The sequence below is a fragment of the Roseomonas sp. TF40 genome (genome assembly GCF_057219975.1).
In genome coordinates this window covers 612,444-637,601 of the sequence record NZ_JBXVVR010000002.1, presented here as the reverse complement: position 1 = coordinate 637,601, position 25,158 = coordinate 612,444, and the positions used below count along the sequence as shown (strand labels likewise).

The 25,158-nt window shown below is 69.7% G+C and carries 22 protein-coding genes; 9 read left to right on the top strand and 13 right to left on the bottom strand.

Annotation, left to right across the window (positions count from 1 at the left end; genetic code table 11):
• From bchL to bchF, 5 genes are read right to left on the bottom strand one after another with little or no spacing between them, the layout of a single operon-like run.
• Entirely contained in the window at positions 1 to 909 is a 909-nt protein-coding gene (gene bchL, locus AC2D9U_RS09075; RefSeq protein WP_484748151.1) for a ferredoxin:protochlorophyllide reductase (ATP-dependent) iron-sulfur ATP-binding protein, read from the bottom strand.
• Positions 906 to 4,544 (bottom strand): magnesium chelatase subunit H, encoded by a 3,639-nt coding sequence (locus AC2D9U_RS09070; protein ID WP_484748150.1) that lies wholly within the window; start codon positions 4,542 to 4,544, stop codon positions 906 to 908. The genes bchL and AC2D9U_RS09070 overlap by 4 nt, the downstream gene beginning before the upstream one ends.
• A 10-nt stretch (positions 4,545 to 4,554) precedes the next feature.
• Entirely contained in the window at positions 4,555 to 6,153 is a 1,599-nt protein-coding gene (gene bchB / locus AC2D9U_RS09065; RefSeq protein ID WP_484748149.1) for a ferredoxin:protochlorophyllide reductase (ATP-dependent) subunit B, read from the bottom strand.
• A 4-nt stretch (positions 6,154 to 6,157) separates the two neighbouring features.
• Positions 6,158 to 7,447, bottom strand: coding sequence for a ferredoxin:protochlorophyllide reductase (ATP-dependent) subunit N (locus tag AC2D9U_RS09060; protein WP_484748148.1), 1,290 nt, complete (start codon positions 7,445 to 7,447; stop codon positions 6,158 to 6,160).
• The gene (bchF, locus tag AC2D9U_RS09055) at positions 7,444 to 8,019 is read right to left on the bottom strand and encodes a 2-vinyl bacteriochlorophyllide hydratase (protein WP_484748147.1); all 576 of its coding nucleotides are present in this window, start codon (positions 8,017 to 8,019) and stop codon (positions 7,444 to 7,446) included. The genes AC2D9U_RS09060 and bchF overlap by 4 nt, the downstream gene beginning before the upstream one ends.
• Before the next feature lie 289 nt (positions 8,020 to 8,308).
• Between bchF and AC2D9U_RS09050 the strand changes: the two genes are divergently transcribed.
• From AC2D9U_RS09050 to hemC, 6 genes are all read left to right on the top strand, one after another.
• Positions 8,309 to 9,283 carry a cobalamin B12-binding domain-containing protein gene (locus AC2D9U_RS09050; protein ID WP_484748146.1) on the top strand — a complete coding sequence of 325 codons (975 nt, stop codon included), beginning with the start codon at positions 8,309 to 8,311 and terminating at the stop codon, positions 9,281 to 9,283.
• A 151-nt stretch (positions 9,284 to 9,434) separates the two neighbouring features.
• Positions 9,435 to 10,862, top strand: a complete 1,428-nt coding sequence (gene ppsR / locus AC2D9U_RS09045; RefSeq protein WP_484748145.1) for a transcriptional regulator PpsR — start codon at positions 9,435 to 9,437, stop codon at positions 10,860 to 10,862.
• Positions 10,846 to 11,784, top strand: a complete 939-nt coding sequence (gene chlG, locus AC2D9U_RS09040) for a chlorophyll synthase ChlG (RefSeq protein WP_484748144.1) — start codon at positions 10,846 to 10,848, stop codon at positions 11,782 to 11,784. The genes ppsR and chlG overlap by 17 nt, the downstream gene beginning before the upstream one ends.
• The gene (locus AC2D9U_RS09035) at positions 11,781 to 13,106 is read left to right on the top strand and encodes a BCD family MFS transporter (protein WP_484748143.1); all 1,326 of its coding nucleotides are present in this window, start codon (positions 11,781 to 11,783) and stop codon (positions 13,104 to 13,106) included. The genes chlG and AC2D9U_RS09035 overlap by 4 nt, the downstream gene beginning before the upstream one ends.
• Before the next feature lie 17 nt (positions 13,107 to 13,123).
• Entirely contained in the window at positions 13,124 to 14,323 is a 1,200-nt protein-coding gene (locus tag AC2D9U_RS09030) for a geranylgeranyl diphosphate reductase (protein ID WP_484748142.1), read from the top strand.
• Positions 14,324 to 14,360: 37 nt separating this feature from the next.
• Complete coding sequence (gene hemC / locus AC2D9U_RS09025; protein ID WP_484748141.1) at positions 14,361 to 15,398, top strand: hydroxymethylbilane synthase; 1,038 nt, start codon at positions 14,361 to 14,363, stop codon at positions 15,396 to 15,398.
• A 67-nt stretch (positions 15,399 to 15,465) separates the two neighbouring features.
• On the opposite strand, the gene AC2D9U_RS09020 is transcribed toward hemC, so the two are convergent.
• Together AC2D9U_RS09020 and AC2D9U_RS09015 are read right to left on the bottom strand one after the other, a co-directional pair.
• Positions 15,466 to 15,870 carry a hypothetical protein gene (locus tag AC2D9U_RS09020; protein ID WP_484748140.1) on the bottom strand — a complete coding sequence of 135 codons (405 nt, stop codon included), beginning with the start codon at positions 15,868 to 15,870 and terminating at the stop codon, positions 15,466 to 15,468.
• A gap of 81 nt (positions 15,871 to 15,951) precedes the next feature.
• On the bottom strand, positions 15,952 to 16,218 hold the full coding sequence (locus tag AC2D9U_RS09015) for a hypothetical protein (protein WP_484748139.1): 267 nt from the start codon (positions 16,216 to 16,218) through the stop codon (positions 15,952 to 15,954).
• Positions 16,219 to 16,409: 191 nt separating this feature from the next.
• Between AC2D9U_RS09015 and AC2D9U_RS09010 the strand changes: the two genes are divergently transcribed.
• Positions 16,410 to 16,790: a c-type cytochrome gene (locus AC2D9U_RS09010; protein WP_484748138.1), complete on the top strand. Its 381-nt coding sequence runs from the start codon at positions 16,410 to 16,412 to the stop codon at positions 16,788 to 16,790.
• 22 nt (positions 16,791 to 16,812) lie between these two features.
• Here AC2D9U_RS09010 and AC2D9U_RS09005 read toward each other — a convergent pair whose 3' ends face one another.
• The 6 genes from AC2D9U_RS09005 to xylF form a co-directional block, all read right to left on the bottom strand.
• On the bottom strand, positions 16,813 to 17,652 hold the full coding sequence (locus AC2D9U_RS09005) for a substrate-binding domain-containing protein (protein ID WP_484748137.1): 840 nt from the start codon (positions 17,650 to 17,652) through the stop codon (positions 16,813 to 16,815).
• The gene (locus tag AC2D9U_RS09000) at positions 17,645 to 18,439 is read right to left on the bottom strand and encodes a class II aldolase/adducin family protein (protein ID WP_484748136.1); all 795 of its coding nucleotides are present in this window, start codon (positions 18,437 to 18,439) and stop codon (positions 17,645 to 17,647) included. Before AC2D9U_RS09000 ends, AC2D9U_RS09005 begins: the two co-directional genes overlap by 8 nt.
• 13 nt (positions 18,440 to 18,452) lie before the next feature.
• Positions 18,453 to 19,421, bottom strand: a complete 969-nt coding sequence (locus AC2D9U_RS08995; protein WP_484748135.1) for a tripartite tricarboxylate transporter substrate binding protein — start codon at positions 19,419 to 19,421, stop codon at positions 18,453 to 18,455.
• 192 nt (positions 19,422 to 19,613) lie between these two features.
• Entirely contained in the window at positions 19,614 to 20,393 is a 780-nt protein-coding gene (locus AC2D9U_RS08990; protein WP_484748134.1) for an ATP-binding cassette domain-containing protein, read from the bottom strand.
• Positions 20,390 to 21,691, bottom strand: coding sequence for a sugar ABC transporter permease (locus AC2D9U_RS08985; RefSeq protein WP_484748133.1), 1,302 nt, complete (start codon positions 21,689 to 21,691; stop codon positions 20,390 to 20,392). The genes AC2D9U_RS08990 and AC2D9U_RS08985 overlap by 4 nt, the downstream gene beginning before the upstream one ends.
• The gene (xylF, locus tag AC2D9U_RS08980; protein WP_484748132.1) at positions 21,688 to 22,746 is read right to left on the bottom strand and encodes a D-xylose ABC transporter substrate-binding protein; all 1,059 of its coding nucleotides are present in this window, start codon (positions 22,744 to 22,746) and stop codon (positions 21,688 to 21,690) included. The genes AC2D9U_RS08985 and xylF overlap by 4 nt, the downstream gene beginning before the upstream one ends.
• Positions 22,747 to 22,892: 146 nt before the next feature.
• On the opposite strand from xylF, the gene AC2D9U_RS08975 reads away from it, so the two are divergent.
• Positions 22,893 to 23,858, top strand: a complete 966-nt coding sequence (locus tag AC2D9U_RS08975; RefSeq protein WP_484748131.1) for a Bug family tripartite tricarboxylate transporter substrate binding protein — start codon at positions 22,893 to 22,895, stop codon at positions 23,856 to 23,858.
• Complete coding sequence (locus tag AC2D9U_RS08970) at positions 23,855 to 25,060, top strand: 3-hydroxybenzoate 6-monooxygenase (RefSeq protein ID WP_484748130.1); 1,206 nt, start codon at positions 23,855 to 23,857, stop codon at positions 25,058 to 25,060. The genes AC2D9U_RS08975 and AC2D9U_RS08970 overlap by 4 nt, the downstream gene beginning before the upstream one ends.
• The last annotated feature ends 98 nt before the right edge of the window (positions 25,061 to 25,158 follow it).

The window sequence follows — 25,158 nt, the reverse complement described above, 5'->3', positions numbered from 1 at the left end:
TCAGTCATACCCGAGCAGGTCGAAGATCTCGCGATCCTTGAGCGGCGTCGCGTCCAGCGCCGGCACGCCGGCGAGCAGGGAGGCCGCGACCCGCAGATACTCGTTCTGCACCGCGATCACTTCCGGGCTCTCCTCCATGTCGAAGAGGGTGGCCTTCTTCAGGCGCGAGCGGCGGATGATATCGAGGTCCGGCTGGTGCGCGAGCATCTTCATGCCCGTCGCATCATTGTATTTCTGGATCTGGTCCGTGTCCTTGGAGCGGTTGACGATGACGCCGCCCAGCCGCACGCCGTAGTTCTGCGCCTTCGCCTTGATCGCCGCGACGATGCGGTTCATGGCGAAGATGCTGTCGAAATCATTCGCCGCCACGATCACGCCGCGATCGGCATGCAGCAGCGGCGCGGCGAAGCCGCCGCAGACCACATCGCCCAGCACGTCGAAGATCACGATGTCCGTGTCCTCAAGCAGGTGATGCTCCTTCAGCAGCTTCACCGTCTGGCCCACGACATAACCGCCACAGCCCGTCCCCGCCGGCGGGCCACCCGCCTCCACGCAGAGCACGCCGTGCCGGCCCTCGACGACGAAATCCTCGGGCCGCAGTTCCTCGGCATGGAAGCCCACGCCATCCAGCACGTCGATCACGGTGGGGATCATGCGGCCGGTGAGGGTGAAGGTGCTGTCGTGCTTCGGGTCGCAGCCGATCTGCAGCACGCGCTTGCCGAGCTTGGCGAAGGCGACCGAGAGGTTGGAGCTGGTCGTGCTCTTGCCGATGCCACCCTTGCCGTAGATGGCGAAGACCTTCGCCCCCTCGATCTTCAGCGGATCATCCATGTGCACCTGGACGCTGCCGTCGCCATCGCCGCGGCGGGACAGGCTGGAGCCGGGCGGGGGATTCATGATCACGGTCATACGGCCATCTCCGGGGTGATCCCCTCGAGTCGATCTTCAAGTTCCTCACCCGCGCGGCGCAGCGCCTCGAGCACCTCCGCGGTGGGCGACCAGTATTTGCGCTCGGTCGCCTCGATCAGGCGGTTGGCGATCTGCGCGGAGGCGGTGGGGTTCAGCTTGGCCATGCGGTTGCGCATGGTGGCATCGAGCACATAGGTCTCCGCAAGCTTTTCGTAGACCCAGGGCGCGACGCCGCCGGTCGTGGCGGACCAGCCCATGGTGTTGGTGACGTGCGCCTCGATTTCGCGCACGCCCTCGAAGCCGTGCTTGAGCAGCGCCTCATACCATTTCGGGTTCAGCGCGCGGGTGCGGGTCTCGAGCGTCACCTGCTCGGCGATGGTGCGCACCTGGCCATCGCCGCGCGTCTGGTCGCCGATATAGACGGTCGAGGCAATGCCGCCGCGGGCGCGCCGCACCGCGCGGCTGATGCCGCCCAGCGTATCGAAATAGTGATCGACCGTGGTCACGCCGACCTCGATGCTGTCGAGGTTCTGATAGGTGACATCGACCGTCGCCAGCACCGCGCCCAGCACCTTGTCGGCGCGCGCCGGCTTGCCATCCAGGCCATAGGCGAAGCCCTTGCGCTTCACGAAGGCCTCGGCCAGCTCATCCTCGTCGTTCCAGGCGCCGTTGCCGACCAGCGCGTTCACGCTGGCGCCATAGGTGCCATCCGCGTTGCCGAAGACGCGCAGCGCGGCCTCCTCGAGGCTGCCGCCATGCTGCGCCAGATGCGCCAGCACATGCTTGCGGATGTAGTTCTGCTCGATCGGCTCCTCGGCCTTCGCCGCCAGCAGCGCGGCCTCGGCCAGAAGCTTCATCTGCAGCGGCAGCAGGTCGCGGAAGATGCCCGAGAGCGTGATCACCACATCGATGCGCGGCCGGCCAAGCTCGGCGAGCGGCACCAACGTGGCGCCTGCGAGGCGACCATAGCTGTCGAAGCGCGGCGCCGCGCCCATGAGGGCCAGGGCCTGCGCGATCGGCCCGCCCTCGGTCTTCAGGTTGTCCGTGCCCCAGAGCACCATCGCGATACTCTCCGGCGGCGTGCGCCCATCGGCGTGATGGCGTTCCAGCAGCCGCGCGGCCTGGCGCGCGCCATCCTGCATGGCGAAGGCGCTCGGCAGCTTGAAGGGGTCGAAGCCATGCAGGTTCCGCCCCGTGGGCAGCACATCCATGGTGCGCAGCAGGTCGCCGCCCGGCGCGGGCAGCACGTAACGGCCATCGAGCGCCTTCAGGATGCCGGGGATCTCGCTGTCGGTTGCCAACAGCGCATCATATGTCGCGCGCGCCGCGGGATCCGTGACGCCGGCCGCGTCGAGGAGTTCCGCCCGCTGCTCGGCATTCGGCGGCGCGCCGACGACATGCAGCCCGTGCGGGATCAGCGTGTATTCCAACTCCAGCAGTGCCCGGCCAAGGCGCTGGATCTCGCCTTCCGCGCCCTCGCCCCAGACCGGCTCCGCCGCGGCGAGGTTCACCGCCACCGCCTGCGCCTGGATCAGCCCGGCCAGCGCCGCGCGCTGGCCGTGATCGGCGTCGGGCTCCAGCGTGCGCCAGCGATCGATCGAGGATTTGAGATCGAGCAACCCACGATACAGCCCGGCCGAGGCGACCGGCGGCGTCAGGTAGCTGATCAGCGTCGCCCCCGCGCGGCGCTTCGCCAGCATGCCCTCGGAGGGGTTGTTCGAGGCATAGAGATAGAAATTCGGCAGGTCGCCGATCAGCCGGTCCGGCCAGCAGGCGCCCGACATGCCGGCCTGTTTGCCGGGCATGAATTCCAGCGCGCCATGCGTGCCGAAATGCAGCACCGCATGGGCGCCGAAATCCTCGGCCAGCCAGCGATAGAAGGCGCTGAAGGCGTGGGTGGGGGCGAAGCCATGCTCGAAGAGCAGGCGCATCGGGTCGCCCTCATAGCCGAAGCCGGGCTGCACGCCGACGAAGACATTGCCGAGCCGCACGCCGAAGATGAAGATCTCGCGCCCGTTGCTCATCACCTTGCCCGGCGCGGGGCCCCAGCTCGCCTCGATCTCGTGCAGCCAGGGCGTGCGGCGGATATGCGTGTCGACATCGACCGTGGCGGCGACATTGGCGGTGCTGCCATGGCGCTCGCGGTTGCCGTTGATCACCATCTCCCGCAGCGCATCCGCGGATTCCGGGATCTCCACCGTGTAGCCGGCCGCCTGCATGGCCTTCAGCGTGTTGAACAGCGAGTCGAAGACGCCGAGATAGGCGGCCGTGCCGGTAGTGCCGGCGTTGGGCGGGAAGTTGAACAGCACAGTGGCGATCTTGCGCTCGGCCCGCCTGGAGCGCCGCAGCGCCACCATGCGCGCCACGCGGGCGGCCAACATGCCCGCACGCTCCACATGCGGCACCATGTTGCGCGCGCAGTTCACGCCGTCGCAGCCCGGGCAACGCTCTTCCGGAATCTCGGAGGCGCCGCAGCGGCCGCCGAAGGTCATCGGCCAGATGCCGCCATCGAGTTCCGGGATCGCGACCATCATGGTCGCCTCCACCGGCAGCAGCCCGCGCTGGTCCGCCTTCCACTGGCGCATCGTCTGGAATTCCAGCGGATGCGCCGTGATGTAGGGCACGTCCAGCTTCGCCAGCGCTTCCTCGGCCGCGTGCGCATCGTTATAGGCAGGGCCACCCACCAGGGAGAAGCCGGTGAGGGACACCACGGCGTCCACGCAGGGCACGCCATTGTGCTGGAAATAGGCCTCCAGCGCCGGCCGCGCATCGAGGCCCGCGGCGAAGACTGGGATGACGTTCAGCCCGCGCGCCTCGAGCGCCGCGATCATGCCGTCATAATGCCGCGCATTGTTCGCCAGCACGTAGGAGCGCAGCAGTACGAGCCCCACCGTGCCCTGCGTGCCGTTGCGCGGCAGCGCCGAGACGCTGTCCACCACCCGGCCCTTGGCCCGCGGGTGATAGATGCCGACCTCCGGGTATTCGACCGGCGGCGCCACCTTCAGCCGGCCGGCGAAGGGCTTGCGCGGACCATCGGCGTAGCGGTTCACCAGCATGGCGACCATGCTCTGCAGGTTGTCCGCCGAACCCGCGAGCCAGTACTGGAGCGTCAGGAAATAGGCCCGCACATCCTGGGCCGTGCCGGGGATGAAGCGCAGGAGCTTCGGCAGCTCCTTCAGCATCTTCATCTGGCCCTTGCCGCTGGCCCCGCCGGCCTTGGGCTTGCCGCGCAGCTTCTTCAGCAGGCCGACGATGCCCTTGGCCTCGCCGGACATGCTGAAGCGGCCGATCCGCGTCAGCCGCATCACCTCGGGCGCCGAGAGCGCGCAGACCATCGCATCGCACTGCTCGCGCCGCGCCGTCAGCGCCGGCAGCACCAGGCGGATATGGTCCTCCATGAAGAGCATGCCCGTGATGATGATGTCGGCCCGCTCGATGTCGGCAATGCAGGCGGCGAGCGCCGTCTCGCAGGAGGCGAATTCGTCGGCGGCATGCATCACGAGGTCGAGCTGCGGCAATTCACGCCGCAGCGCCTGGCGCGCGGTGGTGATCGAACTGCCGAAATGGCTGTCCATCGTCACGATCACCACCCGGATCATCGGCCCGGAGACCACGGCGCCCGCACCGCGCCGCATGTCGGAGGCCTCAGCGGGAATAGTGGGCTTTGGCGTCATACAGGGTCTCGACGGTGATGGTTGCGATACCGCGCTCCTGCGCGAAGCGCTCGGTATTGCGCCGCGCCTTCCCGCGCACGAAGAACGGGATCTTCTTCAGCTCCTTCTCGGCATCCGCGCCCCAGCCAGGGGCGATCTCGGCAAGGGGGGCGCCCGCGGCGGTGTGGGGAGTCACCGCCGCGGGCGAGGGCAGTGGCTGCGCGGCGGGCGCGGCCTCCATGCCCAACTTTGACGTCGCCAGGTGGGAAGGCGTGGCGCCGTCGTGAAACTCGAAATCCTCGCGGAACATCCCCAGAAGATGCTCCTCGAGGCCCATCATCAGCGGATGGACCCAGGTGTCGAACAGGACGTTCGCGCCCTCGATCCCCATCTGGGGCGAGTGGCGCGCCGGGAAATCCTGCACATGCACGGGGGCCGAGATCACCGCGCAGGGAATGCCCAGCCGCTTCGCGACATGGCGTTCCATCTGCGTGCCGAGTACGAGTTCGGGGTGCAGGGCCGCGATCTGCTGCTCGACTTCCAGGTAGTCGTCGGTGATCAGCGCCTCGAGCCCCAGCGCCTTCGCGGCCTCGCGCACGTCGCGGGCGAATTCACGCGAATAGGTGCCAAGCCCCACCACGGTGAAGCCGAGCTCCTTCGAGGCCACGCGCGCCGCGGCCACCGCATGGGTCGCATCGCCGAAGATGAAGACCCGCTTGCCGGTGAGGTAGGTGCTGTCGACCGATCGCGAGTACCAGGGCAGGCGCAGTGCGCGTTCCGCCAGCGCGGGCGCGATGCCGGCCAGGCCGGCCACCTCGGCGACGAAGTCGCGCGTCGCGCCGACGCCGATGGGGATGGCCGTGGTGTAGGGCTGGCCGAAGCTGCGCTTCAGCCAGGTGGCGGCGACGCCGGCGATCTCGGGATAGAGCACGACGTTGAAGTCGGCCTCGCCGAGCCGCGCGAGATCGGCGGGCGTCGCACCTTCCGGGGCGATCACATTGACCTCGATGCCCATGCCGGTGAGCAGCTTCTCCACCTCCTGCACGTCGTCGCGGTGTCGGAAGCCGAGCGCGGTCGGGCCGAGGATGTTGCAGCGCGGCGCCTGGCCTTCGGCGCGCGGCGCGCGGACGGTGCCCGGGCGCGGCACATGCGGGCCGGCGCAGGCGCGGACAAGCTGGTAGAAGGTCTCGGCCGCGCCCCAATTCTCCTTGCGCTGATAGGAGGGCAGTTCCAGCGCCACAACGGGAATGGGCAGACCCAGCGTCTTCGCCAAGCCACCCGGATCGTCCTGAATGAGTTCCGCCGTGCAGGAGGAACCCACCAGCATCGCCTGGGGTTGGAAGCGGGCGAAGGAGTCGCGCGCCGCCGTCATGAACAGCTCCGCCGTGTCGCCGCCGAGGTCGCGCGCCTGGAAGGTGGTGTAGGTCACCGGCGGGCGCGTGGGGCGGCGCTCGATCATGGTGAAGAGCAGGTCGGCATAGGTGTCGCCCTGCGGCGCGTGCAGCACGTAGTGCACGCCGGCCATCGCGGTGGCGACGCGCATGGCGCCCACATGCGGCGGGCCTTCATAGGTCCAGACGGCGAGTTCCATGGCTCTACACCTCGAGCCGGGCGCGGCGCACGAGCGGGCGCGCGAAGAGTTCGGCGAGGTCGGCGGCTTGGTCGTAGCCCTGGATCGGCGTGAAGACGAGCTCGATCGACCACTTCGTCGTCATGCCCGCGGCCTCGAGCGGGTTCGCAAGGCCAAGGCCGCAGACGGTGATGTCGGGCTTCGCGGCATGGCAGCGATCGAGCTGCCGCTCCACATGCTGGCCCTCGCTGAGCTGCACGTCCGGCGGGAGCATCGCGAGCTCCTCGGCCAGGTGCTGGCGATGCAGATAGGGCGTGCCGACCTCCGTCAGGCGCATGCCGAGTTCCCGCGACAGGAAGCGCGCGAGCGGGATCTCGAGCTGGCTGTCGGGGAAGAAGAACACCGATTTGCCGCCGAGACGTTCGCGGATACGGCCCAGCGCGGCACTGGCGCGTGCGGCGGCACTCTCGGTCGCTTCCTGGAAGCGCGTGGCGGAGACACCCCAGACATCGGCCGCGGCGTGCAGCCAGGCGGTGGTGCCCTCCACGCCCAGGGGAAAGGGGGCGGCGATGCGCGTGGCGCCGCGGGCCTCAAGCGCCCGCGCCGTGTCGCCCAGGAAGGGCTGCGCCAGGATGTAGCGCGTACCAGGGCCGATCGCGGGTAGTTCAGTGGCGCGGCGGCTCGGCAGGAAGCGCACCGGGCCGACGCCGAGCGCGGCGAAAAGGCGCAGGAACTGGTCCTCCACCACCTCGGCCAGCGCGCCGACGACGAGCAGCGAGCGCGCCGTGCCGGGCTCGGCCGGCATCTCCGGCACCAGGGCAGTGAGGCAGGCATCCTCGCCCTGGGTGAAGGTGGTCTCGATCCCGCTGCCGGAATAGTTCAGCACGCGCACCCGCGGCGACAGCCGCTGCGAGAGGCGCTGCGCCGCCTTGGAGAGGTCCAGCTTGATGACCTCGGAGGGGCAGGAGCCGACGAGGAAGAGCAGCTTGATGTCCGGCCGGCGCTCGACCAGCTTCGTCACCACGCGGTCCAGCTCGGCATTGCAGTCGGCAAGGCCGGCGAGGTCGCGCTCATCGATGATGGCGGTGCCGAAGCGCGGCTCGGCGAAGATCATCACGCCGGCGGCGGATTGCAGCAGATGCGCGCAGGTGCGGCTGCCGACGACGAGGAAGAAGGCGTCCTGGATCTTGCGATGCAGCCAGACGATGCCGGTCAGGCCGCAGAACACCTCATGCTGGCCGCGCTCACGCAGCACCGGGCGGACGGGGCCGCAATCAGGCACGCCGAGCGCCGGCAAGGCGGCCGCAGCATTCATGCCGCCACACCATGGTCGAGCGAGGATTTGCTGCGCTGCTCGTCGAGCCGCGCCAGGCGCAGCTTCCAGACGAACTGGCCGGCATTCACGACATAGGCGGCATAGGCGGCAAGCGCGAGGAACATCTGACCCCGCGCCTCGCCGAAGCCGGTCATCACCGCGAGCAGATAGGCCGTGTGCAGCGCCATCACCAGCATGCTGAACACGTCTTCCCAGTAGAAGGCGGGGGCGAAGAGGTAGCGGCCGAAGACCACCTTCTCCCAGATGCAGCCGGTGATCATGATGGCGTAGAGCACCAGGGTCTTGATGACGACCGAGGTCGTGGCGGCTTCCAGCCCCGTGCCCGTGGCGAGGTAGCGCAGCACAAGGCCGAGGCTGACGAGGAAGACCACGAACTGCACGGGCGCGAGGATGCCCTGCACCAGGGTCCAGCGCGTGGAGTCGCGCCGGGCGCGTTCCTCGGGCGTGTAGAGCGCCCGCCGGGCGCGTTCCGTGGCCGCCAGGTGACGTGCCGGGCGACCTGCCGTGGCCCCCCAGGGGGAGCCGTCCAGGGCGTCAACCAGGCCGCGCAAACCGTTCGCTGTAAGCATAGCTTGACAACCCTCCGTCAAAGGCGGTCCGCTTGCCTTCCCGGAGAACACCATGACCCGCCAAGGGTCGCGGGATGCTCGAGGGAAGGCTGAGAAAACAAGCGATTAGCGAACCTCTGGGGCGGATCGCGTCGCGCTATTCTCTCCCCCACCTTGTGCTCTTGATCCGGAGGCTAGAGGGCTGCGACGCCGAGTGTCAAGGACGATTGACGTAAATCGGGATTGACATGGCGGGCTGGTCGGCGGGAAGGTGGGGTCACAGGAGAAGGCAATGGCTGCGAAGTCCATGGAAGCCGACATGCAGACCACCGAGATCAGCCGGACGCCGCCCGACGCTTCCGCCGAGGCTGCGCGCGGCACGCTGCAGCCGTCGGTCGCCCCATCCTCCGCCCACCTCTCCCGCCCCGAATTTCCCGCGCTCAACGAAGCCCCCGCCATGCGCCGGCGCGCGCGGGCCAGCGCGCATCGCCGTGTCGCCCTGCTGGCCCATACCCTGGAGAATGACGTGATTCCGCGCCTGGTGCTGGCCCGGCGCGAATCCTCGCCCCCCGCCTATATCGACAATGTCAGCGGCGCGGCGCCCAGCGCCGAGGATGTCGCCCGCCTCACCGCCCTGGCGCAGAACGGCGATCTGGCCGGGTCTCTGGCCTATATCGGCGGCCTGCGCAGCCGCGGCATGCCGCTGGAGCGCGTCTATCTCGGCCTGCTCGCCCCGGTCGCGCGCAGGCTCGGCGAGATGTGGGAACAGGATGCCTGCGACTTCACGGCCGTCACCGTCGGCCTGTGCTGCCTGCAGCAGGTGGTGCTGGAGCACAGCTCCACCTTCCAGCCGCGCTTCGGCCGCCGCGACCAGGAGCGCCGCATCCTGCTCGCCCCCGTGCCGGGCGAGCAGCACAGCTTCGGCCTTCTCATGGTGGGTGAGTTCTTCCGCCGCCAGGGCTGGGAAGTCTGCAGCGGGACCGGCACCAATGTGCGCGAACTGGTCGCCATGGTGCGCAAGGAATGGTTCACCATGGTGGGCTTCTCGCTCTCCTGCGACCAGCGGCTGGATACGCTCGCCTCGGCCATCCGCGACATCCGCCGCGCCTCGCGCAATCCGCAGATCGGCGTGCTGGTCGGCGGCCGTATCTTCAACGAACAGCCCGAGCTTGCGGTGCTTGTCGGCGCCGACGCCACGGCCACGGATGGCCAGCAGGCAGCGCTCAAGGCCGAATCGCTGCTCGCCCTGCTGACGATCGAGAGCTGAACATGCGCAGCCCCCTTCGCGGTCCGCGCTGCCGAGCTGGTTCGGCGGAGCCACGACCGCTTCGAGGGGCAGGCGTCCCGTGTCTCCACGCCATTTGCGCCTCGTTGCGGGATCCGGCCCGGATCCCCGAGGCTGAAGGATGCAGGCGCTCGTGAAGGCATTCAGGGCGCCGCGGAAGTCGCTGGGCAACCTCGATGCCGATGCCACGGCCGGGCTGATCGCCGCTGCCGCCGACATCGCCATCGTGCTGGATGAGGATGGCGCGATTCGCGACATCGCCTTCAGCAGCGAGGAGCTGGCGCGCGAATTCGACAGCCAGGAAACCTGGCTCGGCAAGGCCTGGATCGACACCGTCGCGCGCGACAGCCGCAGCAAGGTCGAGGCCCTGCTCGGTGACCAGACCTTCCCCGCCGCGCCCCGCTGGCGGCATGTGAACCAGCTCTCCGCCCGCGGCGCCTCCATCCCGGTGCTCTGCTCGGTGGCGCCGATCGGCGATGCCGGGCGGCGCATCGTCTTCGGGCGCGACCTGCGCCCGGTCTCGCAGCTGCAGCAGCGCCTGGTCGAGGTGCAGCAATCCATGGAGCGCGACTATTCGCGCCTGCGCCAGGCCGAGACGCGCTATCGCCTGCTGTTCCAGATGTCGGTCGATCCGGTGCTGATCCTGGATGCCGAGACCCAGCGCATCATGGAGGCCAATCCGGCAGCGCAACGGCTCTTCGGCCGCGGCGCGCGCCGCATGCCCGGCCGCGCGCTCGCCGAGATCTTCGTGGGCGAGGACCGCGCGCCCGTGCAGGCGCTGCTCGGCACCGTGCGCAGCGCCGGGCGCGCCGACGATGTCCGCGCGCGCCTCGCCGAGGATTCGCAGGAAGTGCTGGTCTCCGCCAGCACCTTCCGCCAGGAGGGCGGGCTGCTCTTCCTCGTGCGGCTCAACCTCTCGCAGGGCGGCAATGCGGACATCGTCCTGCCCGCCGTGCAGGACAAGCTGCTCAAGGTGATCGAGGTCGTGCCCGACGCCTTCGTCATCACCGACAATGCCGCGCGCATCCTGACCACCAACGCCGCCTTCCTCGACATGGCGCAGCTGACCAGTGAGGACCAGGCGCGCGGCGAGCCGCTCGATCGCTGGCTCGGCCAGCAGGGCGTGGAGCTTGAGGTGTTGCTCTCCAACCTGCGCGCGCGCGGCGCGGTGCGGCTCTACGCCACCACGCTGCGCGGCGATCTCGGCGCGCAGTCGGAGGTCGAGATCTCCGCCGTCGCCGTGATGAATGGCGGCGAGGCCTGCTTCGGCTTCGACATCCGCGACATCGGCCCGCGCACGCGTCCCGCCGCGCGCACCGCCGCCGGCGCCACGCGCTCGGTCGAGCAGCTGACCGAGCTCATCGGCCGCGTGCCGCTGAAGGATCTGGTGCGCGAGGCGACGGATGCGATCGAGCGGCTGTGCATCGAGGCCGCGCTGGAACTGACCGGCGACAATCGCGCCTCGGCGGCCGAGATGCTCGGCCTGTCGCGCCAGAGCCTCTATGTGAAGCTGCGTCGCTACGGGCTGGGCGATCTCGCCGCCGATGACGGGCAGGGCTGAGATGTCGGGCCAGGCGGGCATTGCGGGGCGGGTGGCAGGGGCGGGCAGGCTGCAGCCTTCCGCCGTGCTCGAACTGCTCAAGCCCGTCACCTGGTTCCCGCCGATGTGGGCCTTCGGCTGCGGCGTGGTCGCGGCCGGCGTCAGCTTCTGGGATGTCTATCCGCTCATCGCGCTCGGCATCCTGCTCACCGGCCCGATGGTCTGCGGCATGAGCCAGGCGGTGAACGACTGGTTCGATCGCCATGTGGACGCGATCAACGAGCCGCACCGGCCCATCCCCTCGGGCCGGATGCCGGGGCGCTCGGGCCTCTATGTCGCCATCGGCTGGACGGTGCTGTCGTTGGCGATCAGCGCCGTGCTCGGCCCCTGGGGCTTCGCCGCCACCTGCCTCGCGGTGGTGATGGCCTGGATCTATTCGGCGCCGCCCTTGCGGCTCAAGAAGAATGGCTGGTGGGGCAATCTCGCCTGCGGCCTGAGCTATGAGACCCTGCCCTGGATCACCGCGACGGCCGTGCTGACACAGGCGGCACCGGATGCGCGCGTGGTCGCCATCGCGCTGCTCTACGGCCTGGGCGCGCATGGCATCATGACGCTGAACGACTTCAAGTCGATCGAGGGTGACACGCGCTTCGGCCTGCGTTCCCTGCCCGTGATGCTGGGTGCCGGGCGCGCGGCCCGGGTGGCCTGCCTTTTCATGGCGGCGCCACAGGTGGTGGTGGTGGCGCTGCTGCTCGCCTGGGGCGCGGCCCCGCAGGCGGCGATGGTGGCGGGCGTGCTCGCCGCGCAGCTGCTGCTGATGCGCAAGCTGCTGCGCGACCCGCGCGGCCTCGCCCCCTGGTACAACGGCACGGGCATCACGCTCTATGTCAGCGGCATGATGGTGAGCGCCGTGGCGCTGGCGCATATGGGAGGCACGCCATGAGCACGGCTCCGCTCCCGCCGCTCGGCTGGCTCGGCATCATCCGGCTCGGACTCGTCCAGACCTCGCTCGGGGCGATCGTGGTGCTGACCACGGCCGCGCTGAACCGCGTGATGGTGGTGGAACACGCCCTGCCCGCCACGCTGCCGGGGCTGCTGGTGGCGCTGCACTACGCCGTGCAGATGCTGCGCCCGCGGCTCGGCCATGGCTCGGACCAGGGCGGGCGACGCACGCCCTGGATCATCGGCGGCATGGCGGTGCTGGCGCTGGGCGGCGTGCTCGCCGCCATCGCCACGGCCTGGATGGGCACGGCGCTGGTGCCCGGCGTGGCGCTCGCGGTGCTGGCCTTCCTGCTGGTGGGCCTGGGTGTGGGCGCGGCCGGCACCTCGCTGCTGGTGCTGCTGGCCGCGCGGGTCTCGCCCGCGCGCAAGCCGGCGGCGGCCTCGCTGGTCTGGATCATGATGATCGCGGGCTTCGTGCTGACCACCGCCTTCGCGGGCCGGCTGCTGGACCCCTATTCGGGCGAGCGGCTGGTGGCCGTCGCGGCCGGCGTTTCCGCCATCGCCTTCCTGCTCAGCGTGGTCGCCGTGGCGGGCATCGAGGGCGGCAGCACGCCGCGCAGCGCCACCGCGGCTGCCGCCACGCCCTTCACCGTTGCGCTGCGCCAGGTCTGGGCTGAGCCCCAGGCGCGGCACTTCACCATCTTCGTCTTCGTCTCGATGCTGGCCTACAGCGCGCAGGATCTGATCCTGGAGCCCTTCGCTGGCACCGTCTTCGGCATGTCGCTGGGCGAGACCACGCGGCTGTCGTCCTTGCAGCATGGTGGCGTGCTGGCGGGCATGATCCTGATCGCCATCGTTGGCTCCCTGGCCGGCGGGCGGGTTGCGGTGCTGCGCCGCTGGATCCTCGGCGGCTGCCTGAGTGCAGCGGCGCTGCTGCTGGCGCTGGCGGCCTCGGGCATCGCGGGCGCCACCTTCCCGATCCGCGAGGCGTTCTTCGCCCTGGGCGTGGCCAATGGCGCCTTCGCCGCCGCGGCCATCGCCGCGATGATGCAACTGGTGAACCAGGGCCGCGACGGGCGCGAGGGCGTACGCATGGGCATGTTCGGTGCCGCCCAGGCCATCGCCTTCGGCCTCGGCGGGCTGGCCGGCACGGTGGTGCTCGATCTCGGGCGGCTCGCCACGGGCAGCGCCTCGGGCGGCTATGTCACGGTGTTCCTGGCCGATGCGGCGCTGTTCCTGGTTGCCGCCTGGCTCGCCACGCGCATCGGCCGCGCCGCCGCCGACCGGACGCCGAGCTTCGGTCCCATGGCGGCCTCAGCATGAAGGGTGGGGATGGAGTGATGGCCACGCAGGAAATCTGGGATGTGGTCGTTGTCGGTGGTGGCCCGGCCGGTGCCACCGCGGCGCATGATCTGGCGAAGCAGGGGCGTTCGGTGCTGCTGCTCGACAAGGCGGGGCGCATCAAGCCCTGTGGCGGCGCCATCCCGCCGCGCCTGATCCGCGACTTCGACATTCCCCAACACATGCTGGTGGCGCGCGTGAATTGCGCGCGCATGATCGCGCCCTCCGACAAGGAGGTCGATATGCCGATCGATGGCGGCTATGTCGGCATGGTCGATCGCGACAGCTTCGACGAATTTCTCCGGGTCCGCGCGGCCGAGGCGGGTGCCACCCGCGCCACGGGGTCCTTCGAGAAGCTCGAGCGCGATGCCGATGGTGTCGCCGTCGTCACCTACACGCCGAAGGGCGCGGAAGAGGACAGCGCGCCGATCCGCCTGCGCACGCGCTGCGTCATCGGCGCCGATGGCGCGCGCAGCCAGGTGGCGAAGCAGAGCGTGCCGGGGGCCGAGAAGATCCCCTGCGTCTTCGCCTATCACGAGATCGTCGAGGCCCCCACGCATGAGGCGCCGAAATACGATCCGCTGCGCTGCGACGTCTTCTACCAGGGCAAGCTCTCGCCGGATTTCTACGCCTGGATCTTCCCGCATGGCGACAAGGTGAGCATCGGCACGGGCAGCGCGCATAAGGGCTTCTCGCTGCGCGGCTCGGTGGGCGACCTGCGCGCGGCGACGGGGCTCGACAAGGTGAAGACGGTGCGGCGTGAGGGCGCGCCCATCCCGCTGAAGCCGCTGAAGAAGTGGGACAACGGCCGCGACGTGGTGCTGGCCGGCGATGCCGCGGGCGTAGTCGCGCCGGCCTCGGGCGAGGGCATCTACTACGCCATGCTGTGCGGGCGGCTCGTCGCCGAAGCCGCGAACACCTTCGTCGCCACCGGCGATGCGCGGGCGCTGGCCGGTGCGCGCAAGCGCTTCATGAAGCTGCATGGCCGGGTCTTCTGGATCCTCGGGATCATGCAGTATTTCTGGTATTCCTCCGACAAGCGCCGCGAGAAGTTCGTCGCGATCTGCCGGGACAAGGACGTGCAGCGCCTCACCTGGGAGGCCTACATGAACAAGGAACTCGTGCGCCGCGATCCGATGGCGCACGTCAAGATCTTCTTCAAGGATCTCGCGCATCTGTTCGGGCTGGCCCGCGCATGAGCCCGATGATGCCGACTGACCGCGGAGACGCCTGAGCATGCTGCTTTCATCGCTCGATTCCAGCACCGAGGGGTTGCGCCATCGGGGCGCCATTCACGGCAATCCCCATTCGCGCCAGTCCACGCGGACCCTGCCGCTCAAGGTCGGCACGCGCGGTTCGCCGCTCGCGCTGTGGCAGACGCGGCACTTCCTCTCCCTCATCACCCGCGTCTGCCCCGTACTGCGCGACGTGAAGGCCTTCGAGGAACATGTGATCGCCACCTCGGGCGACATGGTGCTGAACAAGCGGCTCGCCGATATCGGCGGCAAGGGTCTCTTCGCCAAGGAGATCCATGAGGCGCTGCTCGATGGCCGCGTCGATTTCGCCGTGCACAGCATGAAGGACCTGGAGACCGAACTGCCGCCCGGCATCGTGCTGGCCTGCGCGCTCAAGCGCGAGGATTCCCGCGATGCCATCGTGCTCGGCCCCACCTGCCGGGAGGTGGATGCCGCGGATCCCTATGCCTGCCTGCCCAAGGGCGCGCTGATCGGCACGGCGAGCGTGCGACGCCAGTCGCAGCTGCTTCATGCGCGGCCCGACCTGCAGGTCGAGATCATCCGCGGCAACGTCCAGATGCGCCTGTCCAAGGTGCGCCAGGAAGGCGGGCCGGAAGCCTCGCTGCTCGCCCTCGCGGGGCTCAAGCGGCTCGAGATGGCGCATGAGGCGGCCGTCGTGCTCGACCCGGAGATGATGGTGCCCGCGGCCTGTCAGGGCATCGTCGGTGTCACGGTGCGCGCCGACGATGTCGAGCTGCGCGAACTGCTCTCCGCCATCGAGGATCGTGAGGCCGCCTATGTCAGCGCGGCCGAGCGCGCGCTGCTGGGCTCGCTCGATGGCTCCTGCCGCACGCCGATCGGCGGGCATGCGCGGATGATGGCGGATGGCTCGCTGCAGCTCACCGGGCTGGTGGCGCGCGCCGACGGGTCCTTCCTGCTGAAGCGCAAGCTCTCCGGTTCGCCGCGCGATGCGGCGCGGATCGGCGTGGAGCTGGGCGACAGCCTGCGCGCGGACAGCCCGGCCGACATCTTCGGCTGAAGCTGTCTCCGTTCAACGCAAAAGGGCCGGCGCATCAGCGCCGGCCCTTTTGCGTTGGAACCGATCCTCAGTAGGTCGCAAAGGCCGGCGGCACGCGGCGATAGGGGCCGCGCTGCGCGGGGTGCATCGGCGCGCGGCGCGCGACCTCATCACCCAGCGCGCCCTGCAGCATGCGGATCTGCTGGTCATCCAGCGTGGCCAGCCAGAGCCGCGCGAAGGAGACGTCATGCACCGGGTCGAGCACGCTGCGTGGCAGGTCGAGTTCCTCCGCCCGGGCAATGATCTCCTGCGCGCAGGCGGGGCTGTCCTGCGCGACCGCGCGCAACTTCCGCGGGTCGGTGACCATCGCGCCGATGAAGACGTCGAGTTCCGCCTGGGCACGGGCCAGATGCTCGGCATCCTCGCCCTGCTCGGCCTGGCGCAGCGCCTCGCGCAGCCGTTCATAGGCGAGACGGTAACAATGCTTCGACATGGCGCGCTCCCTCGCCACGGCTGCGGAAGAGGCAACCGTCACGCGGAGCTTACATCATATGTCAGTCTAAGTTGACAGAAATCAGCGCCGCCAGCGCTGCCCGAGATCCAGCAGATGCGCCGCCAGCGCGCCGGTCAGCGCCAGGCCGATCCAGCCCCACCAGGCGCCGGTCAGGGCGAGGCGCAGCGCCAACACCAGCGCCACGCCGGGCAGCACCAGCGCGAGGATCGCCGGCAGGTCCGGGCCGCGCCCGGTGCGGCGGCGCCACAGCGCAAGGGCGATGGCTTCCAGCGCCAGCACGGCCAGGATCAAATCCGCGACATGACCGCTGCGGAAGAAACTCTCCATCACCGCTTGATACTCCCGCCCGGCCTATTGCCGACATTTTGATGATGCCAAGCTGAACGACACATGTCTGAGGTTTCACCTCAGCGCCCTTGCGTCGCCACGGGAGGCTGCCACTTTCGGACAGCCTCGCAAGCCTGTTTCGCCGCCCTGTTGCGAGCGCAATCGACAAGCCCACCGGAGGAGCCTTCCCGATGCGTCAGTTGACCATGGCCCTGGCCGCTGCCCTTGCCCTCGCGCCGCTCGGCGTCGCCCAGGCGCAGGATGCGACGGCAGGGCAGCGCGTGTTCAATACCTGCCGCGCCTGCCACACGATCAATGAGGGCGGCCGCGCCGGCGTGGGGCCGAACCTCTGGGGCATCGTCGGCCGCCGCGCCGGCAGCGCCGAGGGCTTCCGCTACTCCGCCAACATGCGCACGCTGGGCGAGGGCGGGCTGGTCTGGGATGAGGCCAATCTGCGCCGCTACATCACCAACCCGAAGGATGTCGCGCCGCAGGGCAGCATGTCCTATCCGGGCCTGCGCAACGAGCAGCAGATGAACGACCTCATCGCCTTCCTGACCGCCCAGAAGTAGGGGCGCACGGCGTAAGGGGCGCTCAGGCCACCTCGCCGGGCAGCCCCGCCCAGACCTGGTCCAGCGACAGGGGCGCGTTGATCAGCCCCTGCTCGCGGCAGAAGCGGATCGCGACCTCGATGGCCGGGTTCAGCGTGGCGCGCGTCTCGATCCGCGCGCCGCTGGCACGGAACAATTCGACCAGCGCCGGCGCGTGCTGCGCCACCTCGCGCCGCACCACCACAAGATGGTTCACCGGCTCGAAGCCGTAGCGCGCGCGGAAGGCCTCGCCGGCCGCGGCCAGGTCGCGGAAGACCGGGCCGATATTCGGGTCCTCCGGCAGTTCATTGCCGAAGATCGCCGCATCCACCGCGCCCGACTGCAACAGGCCGAGCAGATCCTGCCCGGGCGCGGCGCGCGTGACGAAGGGCGGGTCGCGGAATTCCTGCACATGCGCGTCCTCGAAGGTGGTCCAGGCCTGCGCCTCCGCCTTCACGCCATGCAGTTCCGAGAGGCTGCCGCGCAGCCACATCCCGGTGGTCTGGGAATAGGCCCGCACCGCGATCCGCGCCCCCTTCAGATCCGCCGGTCCCTGGACCCTGCCATCGCGCCGGCAGAGCAACGCCTTCTCCTGGAAGCGCGCGGCCAGCACCACGGGCAGCAGCACCATCGGCTTGTCGAAGGCGCGCGCCATCAGGAAGGTGGCGATCGCCATCTCCGACACATCATAGGCGGCGTTGCGCACCATCGGCGCGAAGGCCTTGGTGATCGGGAAGGGCCGGTGGAAGTCGAAGGCGAGCCCCGGTGCCGCGACGCGGCCTTCCAGCAGCGCCGCCGTCTCGGGATAGGTGCCGATCGCCGCCCGCAGCATGGTGTCAGTCACGGTAGGACGGATCCAGCCGGTCGAGCTTGCGCAGCAGGGCGGCCCATTCCATCACGCCATAGGGGCGGCGCGTGCCGGGCTGGTAGTTGTTCCAGGTCTCCTCGACCACCTTCGCCGGCACCTCGACGATCTTCTGCCCCGTCGCCTGCGCGGCAAGCTGCGCCTTGCAGGACAATTCCATGCGGTGCATCCAGTTGAAGGCCTCGCCGATCGTGCGGCCCACCGTCAGCAGCCCGTGGTTGCGCAGCACCAGCGCGGGATAGTCGCCCAGATCCGCGACCAGCTTCTCCTGCATCGCGAGGTCCAGCACCACGCCCTCATAGTCGTGGTAGCCGATCTTGGCGAAGCGCATCGAGGTCTGGTTCATCGGCAGCAGCCCGCATTCCAGCGAGGACACCGCCATCCCCGGCCAGGTATGCGTATGGATCACGCATTTGATCTCGGGCTTCGCCTGGTGGATCGCGCCATGGATGACGAAGCCCGCGCGGTTGACGCCGTAGTTCAGCCCGTCGGGGAATTCCGGCTTCAGCAGCACGTTGCCGTGGATGTCGATCTTCTGCAGGGAAGAGGCCGTGATCTCCTCATACAGCATGCCGTAGGAGTTGATCAGGAAGGCGCCTTCCTCGCCGGGCACGGCGAGCGAGACATGGTTCGCGCCCATGTCCGACATGCCGTAGATCTCCATCAGCCTGTAGCAGGCCGCGAGGTCGACGCGGGCGTTCCATTCCTCGGGCGTCACGCGGTGGCGCAGCGAGGGGATGCGGAAGCGGTCGGGGCTTTCGGGCATGGGGAAGACTCCCTTACTGGGGTGTGGCGCCGGAGGCCCGCACGATCGCGGCCCAGCGGCGGATTTCAAGAGCGATGAAGGCGGCGAAGGCCTCGGGCCCCTCGCCCACCGGGTCCGCCCCCTGTTCGATCAGCTTGCGCTCATTCTCCGGCACGCGCAGCGCGGCGTTGGTGTCTTCCGCCAGCTTCAGCACGATCTCGCGCGGCGTGGCGGCGGGGGCGACCATGCCGAACCAGGAGCTGGCGCTGAAATCGGGGAAGCCCGATTCCACCATGGTCGGCACATCGGGCGAGGAACGGCTGCGCTGCGTGCTGGTCACGGCCAGCGCGCGCAGCCGGCCGTTGCGGATCTGCTCGATCACCGAGGGGATGGTCGCGAACATGAAGTTCAGCCGGCCGGAGATGAGGTCGTTCAACGCCACCGCGCCGCGATAGGGCACGTGCAGCGTCTCGGTGCCCGCCATCATGTCGAGCATCACCCCCGAGAGGTGGGAGGAGGTGCCCACCCCGGTCGAGCCGTAGGAGAGCGCACCCGGCCGGCGCTTCGCCTCGGCGATGAATTCCGCCACGTTGCGCGCCGGGAAGTCGGGCCCCACCACCAGGATGTTCGGCACGCCGGCCAGCTGCGTCACGGGGGCGAAGTCGCGCAGCGTGTCATAGGGCATGGTGCGGAACAGGCTCTGGTTCACCGCCAGTGGCCCGACCGAGCCGATCAGCAGCGTGTGCCCATCGGCCGGGGAGCGCGCGACATGCTCCGAGCCGATATTGCCGCCCGCGCCGGGGCGGTTGTCGATCGCGACGGGCTGGCCCCACTTCTCGCTCAGCGTGGCGCCGATCAGCCGGGCGATGATGTCCGTGGTGCCGCCCGGCGTGAAGGCGACGACGATGCGCACGGGGCGCGAGGGGAATGTGCCCTGGGCGCGAACGGCGCCACTCAGGGCCAGGAAGGGCAGCGCCAGGGCGGCGCGGCGGGCGATGGTCATGGTCGCATTCTCCCGTGCCGCGCTTTGACCGGCGCGGCTTGAGCCGGCACCATGCCCTCCACCACCAGATGCGACAAATGGAAAGATTGGGCAGATACGGTCGCGGCGTTCATCAATCGGCCACGCGCTGCCGGGCGATGTCCGCCGATCAGGATGTCGCCCGCCACCGAAGCCCGCAGCACCCGGGCGGCCTCAGGCCTCCGGCGGCGCCGCCCCGGGTCCGGGCACCGCGCCGGCCGGGCATTTGCCGAGGATGATCATGCCCAGCGCCTCATCCTTCGTCACGTCGCTGACCCGCGCCGTGCCGACGAGGCGGCCATTCTTCATCACGCTGATCCGGTCGGCCAGGTCGAAGACGTCGTGGATGTCGTGGCTGATGAGGAAGATGCCGATGCCCTGCGCCTTCAACTGCTTCACGAGGTCGCCCACCTGCTTCGTCTCGGCCGGGCCGAGCGCGGCGGTGGGTTCGTCCATGATCAGGATCTTCGCGTCGAAATGGATGGCGCGCGCGATCGCGACAGACTGCCGCTGCCCGCCGGAAAGCGCGCGCACCGGCTCCTTGAAGCGGCGGAAATGCGGGTTGAGGCGGCCCATCACCTTGCGCGCCTCGGCCTCCATCGCGACGTCATCCAGCGTGCCCCAGCGCGTCACCAGCTCGCGTCCGAGGAAGATGTTGGCGGCGGCATCGACATTGTCGGCCAGCGCGAGGGTCTGGTAGATCGTCTCGATGCCGTATTTCTTGGCGTCGCGCGGCGAGCCGATATCCGCCACCTCCCCACGCACGCGGATCTCCCCCGCATCGGCGCGATAGGCACCCGAGAGAACCTTGATCAGCGTCGATTTCCCGGCGCCGTTATGGCCGAGCAGGGCCACGACCTCGCCGGCATGCAAATCCACCGTGACACCATCGACAGCCTTGATACCGCCGAAGGCGATGGAGATGTCGCGCATCTCGACAAGAGGGGTGCTCACTTGATGCCCCTCCGATACACCGTATCCGCCCAGACCGCGGCCACCAGCACCAGCCCCACCACGATGTTCTGCAACGGCGCATCCACGCCCAGCAGCACCATGCCCGATTGCAGGCTCTGCATCACCAGCGCCCCCAGCATGGCCCCCGCGATGGTGCCCGCCCCGCCCGCCAGCGAGGTGCCGCCGATCACCGCGGCCGCGATCACGTAGAGCTCATCGAGCGTGCCGGCCGCATTCGTCGCCGCATTCAAGCGCGCGGTGGCGATGCAGGCGGCGATGCCGCAGAGCGCGCCCATCAGCCCGAAGACGAGCATCAGCGTGCGCCGCGTGTTCACGCCGGAAAGCTCCGCCGCCTCGGGGTTGCCGCCGATGGCGAAGACGTAGCGGCCGAAGCGCGTGCGCGTGGTCAGCACCGTCATCGCGATGCCGACCCCGATCGCGATCAGCACCGGAATGGCAAGGCCATGCGAAATGAAGATCCCCCCCGGCGGCCAGGAGATCCCTTGTGCCTCGGTGATGCGTCGCGCCACGCCGACCGGCAGCGGATAGGCGTTTGCGACCAGCACGGCGGCGATCACCGCCCCGCAGGTCAGCGCCGCGATCACCGCCTCGGCCCAGGCGGGGCGGACATGGAAGCCGAAGCGCTGGCGCCGCGCGCGCGTCAGCAGCAGCGCCGCCAGGATCGCCGCGCAGGCCAGCCCGCCGATGATCCAGGAGGCACTCGCCCCGATCGCGCCGTCGATGCCACCGCCGAGCGGGCGGAAGCGCCCATCCATGGGTGCGACGGTCTGGCCCTGCGTCACCCACCAGGCCGCGCCGCGCCAGATCAGCAGGCCGCCCAGCGTGACGATGAAGGAAGGAATGGCGAGGTAGGCGATCAGCGCGCCCTGGAACAGGCCGATGGCGCCGCCGATGGCGATCGCCGCCGCCACTGCGATCAGCCATGTCGCCGGATGTTCAAGGCCGAGCATCTCCGGCAGCAGCCGCGCCTGCAGCACGCCGATCAGCATGCCCGTCACGCCCAGGATCGCGCCCACGGAGAGGTCGATGTTGCGCGTGACGATCACCAGCACCATCCCGCAGGCCATCACGGCGATGGAGGCGGTCTGGACCGAGAGGTTCCACAGGTTGCGCGGCGTCAGGAAGGCGCCACCCGAGAGCAGGTCGAAGCCCACCCAGATCACGGCAAGCGCGACCAGCATGCCGACGAGCCGCGGGTCGATCTCCAGCGCGCGGAAGCTGGGACGCGCCGGTGCCGGCGCGCCCCCCCTCCCTGCGCCCCCGGTGCCTACGCTCATCCGCAGGCCGGCGCGCGGCCGGCCGGCACACCCTGGCAGACCGCCGCGCGCGGCGCCCAGCCGGCATCGATCACCGTGGCGAGGTTGGCGCGCGTGATCGGCACGGGGGTCAGGAAGCGCGCCGTCATGGTCGGCCGGCCCGCACCCTGGCTCCATTGCTGGCTGTTCGGGATCTCGTTCAGCCGCGCCCCGCCGGCGAGGCGGATGGCGATCTCCGCCGCCGTGCGGCCCAGCTCGCGCGCATCCTTCCAGATGCTCACGGTCTGCGTGCCGAGCGCGACGCGGTTCAGCGCCGCGCGATCCGCATCCTGGCCCGAGACCGGCACGGAACCCGCCATGCCCTGCGCGGCGAGGGCCGCGATGGCGCCACCCGCCGTGCCGTCATTGGCGGCGATCACCGCATCGACGCGGTTGTTGTTGCGCGTCAGGAACTGCTCCATGTTGCGCTGCGCATTGGCGGGCAGCCAGCCATCGGTGAAGGCCTCGCCCACATTGCGGATCCGGCCCGCATCGATATGCGGCTTGAGGATCTCCATGCTGCCCTGGAACAGGAAGTTGGCGTTCGGGTCGGCGCCGCTGCCCTTGATGAAGACGTAGTTGCCCTCGGGCTTCTGGGCGAGCACGGCGCGGGCCATCATGCGGCCGACCTCGACATTGTCGAAGGTCAGATAGAAGGCCTGCGGGATCTCGATGAGGCGGTCATAGCCGACCACGGCCACGCCCTCATTCACCGCGCGCTCGACGCCCGGGCGGATGGCCTGCGCGTCCTGCGCCAGCACGATCAGCGCCTTCACGCCGCGCGCCATCAGGCTCTCGATGTCGGTGAGCTGCTTGGCCGGCGAGCTTTGCGCATCGGCCGAGAGATAGGTGCCGCCCGCGGCGCGGATCGCGGCCTGGATCGCGGCCTCGTCGGTCTTCCAGCGCTCCTCCTGAAAGTTGGACCAGGAGACGCCGATGACGGGCCCGCGACCCTGCGCGCGCAGGATCCCGGGGGTGGCGAGCGTGGCGGCACCGAGGCCCGCCGCCAGCAGGTGACGACGCTGGATGGATGACATGGATGAACCCTCCCCATGGCGCTGAACCGCGCCTTTCCAGGGGGAGTGTGGCAGAGCAGTCTCCCCCCTTGTCAACCTCAGGTGGAAGCGTTGACAGGCTGCGGCGGGGGGTGATGCTGGCGCCAGGAAGGCAGAGGAAACGGGCCATGTTTCGTCGCAACATCCTGGCCGGGCTCGCTCTGGCCGGCCTGGCCTCGGGGCGTGCCGCCGCCCAGGGCAATCGCAGCGCGCGCTTCGTGGTGCCGGCGCCGCCGGGCGGTGCCATCGATGTGATCGCGCGGCTCTATGCGCAGCGGCTCTCGGGCCGTGGCCAGGCCTGGGTGGTGGAGAACCGCGCCGGCGGCAACAACACCATCGGCGCCGCAGAGATCGCCCGCGCCGCGCCCGATGGGCAGAGCTTCCTGGTCAATGCCGACATCCATCTGATGGGCGCGCGGGTGGTGCGCGGGCTGACCTATGACCCGATCGCGGATTTCACGCCGGTCGCGCGGGTGGCCACGGCGCCGCTGGTGATCGTGGGGCATCCGGAACGATCGCGCGCGGCGACGCTGGCCGAGCTTGCGCAGCAGATGCGGCGCGACCCGCGGCACTACACCATCAGCACCTCCGGCGCCGGCTCCATGGCGCATCTCGCGGCCGAGGGGCTGAAGCGGCGCGTCGGCGCGGAGGAGGCGATCGTCGCGCATTACCGGGGCACGGCGCCGGCGATCAACGACGTGGTGGCGGGCAGCGTGGCGCTGATGGTCGCGCCCCTGCTCTCCGCCCAGCCGCTGGTGCAGGCGGGGCGGCTGCGCGCCTTCGCGGTGGTCTCGCCCACGCGCAGCTCCGCCATGCCCGAGGTCCCGAGCGTGGATGAGGCCGGGCTGCCGGGGCTGCATTTCCTGCTGTGGTATGCGGTGTGGGGGCCGAAGGGCCTGCCCCTGCCGCTGGCGGAGAATCTCGCCGCCGCGCTGAACGAGATCGGGCGGGATGCGGAGATCGCGCAGCGCCTCGCGGCCATGGGGGCGGATGCCTTCACCCAGGACACGCCGCAGAGCTTCGCCGGCTTCATCGCCGAGGAGAACGCGAAGAACGCGCGCATCGCCGAGGCCGCGGGCATCCAGCCGGAATGAGTGACTCCATTCTCATCGCCGGCGGGGGTATCGGCGGGCTGGCGGCCGCGCTCGGCCTCGCGCGCCAGGGCTTCCGTGTCACGGTGCTGGAGAAGGCCGCCGCGATGGGCGAGGTGGGCGCGGGCATCCAGCTCGGCCCCAACGCCTTCCATGCCTTCGACTGGCTCGGCGTGGGCGATACGGCGCGCGGCATGGCGGTCTATGTGGACCAGTTGCGGCTCATGGATGCGCTCTCGGCCGAGGAGATCTGCCATATCGATCTCGGGCCGGATTTCCGCGCGCGCTTCGGCAACCCCTATGCGGTGATCCATCGCGGCGACCTGCATGGCGTTTTCCTGTCGAGCTGCCGTGACCATGACCTCGTCACGCTGCGCACCTCGGCGGAGGTGATCGGCTATGACCAGGACGCGCAAGGTGTGACCGCGCATCTCGCCGGCGGCGAGAAGCTGCGCGGCCGCGCGCTGATCGGCGCGGATGGGCTGTGGTCCAAGGTGCGTCGGCAATTGGTGGGCGATGGCCCGCCGCGCGTCTCGGGCCACACCACCTATCGCTCCGTCATCCCCACCGAGCAGATGCCCGAGGCCCTGCGCTGGAACGCCGCGACACTCTGGGCCGGGCCGAAATGCCACATCGTGCATTATCCGCTATCGGGCTGGCGCGCCTTCAACCTGGTGGTCACCTACCACAATGACGCGCCCGAGCCCGTGGCCGGCAAGCCGGTGGACCAGGAAGAGGTGTTCCGCGGCTTCGAACACATCCACCCGCTCGGCCAATCCGTGATCCGCCATGGGCGCGACTGGAAGCTCTGGGTGCTGTGCGACCGCGACCCGATCGAGAACTGGGTCGAGGATCGCGTGGCGCTGCTCGGCGATGCGGCGCATCCGATGCTGCAATACTTCGCGCAAGGCGCCTGCATGGCGATGGAGGATGCCGTCTGCCTCGCCGACCAGATGACGCGCCACCAGGGCGAGGTCGCGCCGGCGCTGGATGCCTATCGCCGCGCGCGGATGCTGCGCACGGCGCGGGTGCAGCTGGCCTCGCGCGCCATCGGCGAGCACATCTACCACCCCGCCGGCGCCCATGCGGCGCTGCGCAACGCGGTGATGCGCGCGAAGAGCCAGGAGCAATGGTACGACACCATCGCCTGGCTCTATGGCGGCACCGCGCTCGATGCCTCGACACCACAGGGAATGACGACGTGATACCCAACGCGCGACCTGCGGCCCGAAGGGCCGAGGCGCCGACTGGCGCCCGCCGGCAGTGCGTCGTGCGATCAGCACGCCTGCGGCATGACGAGCCA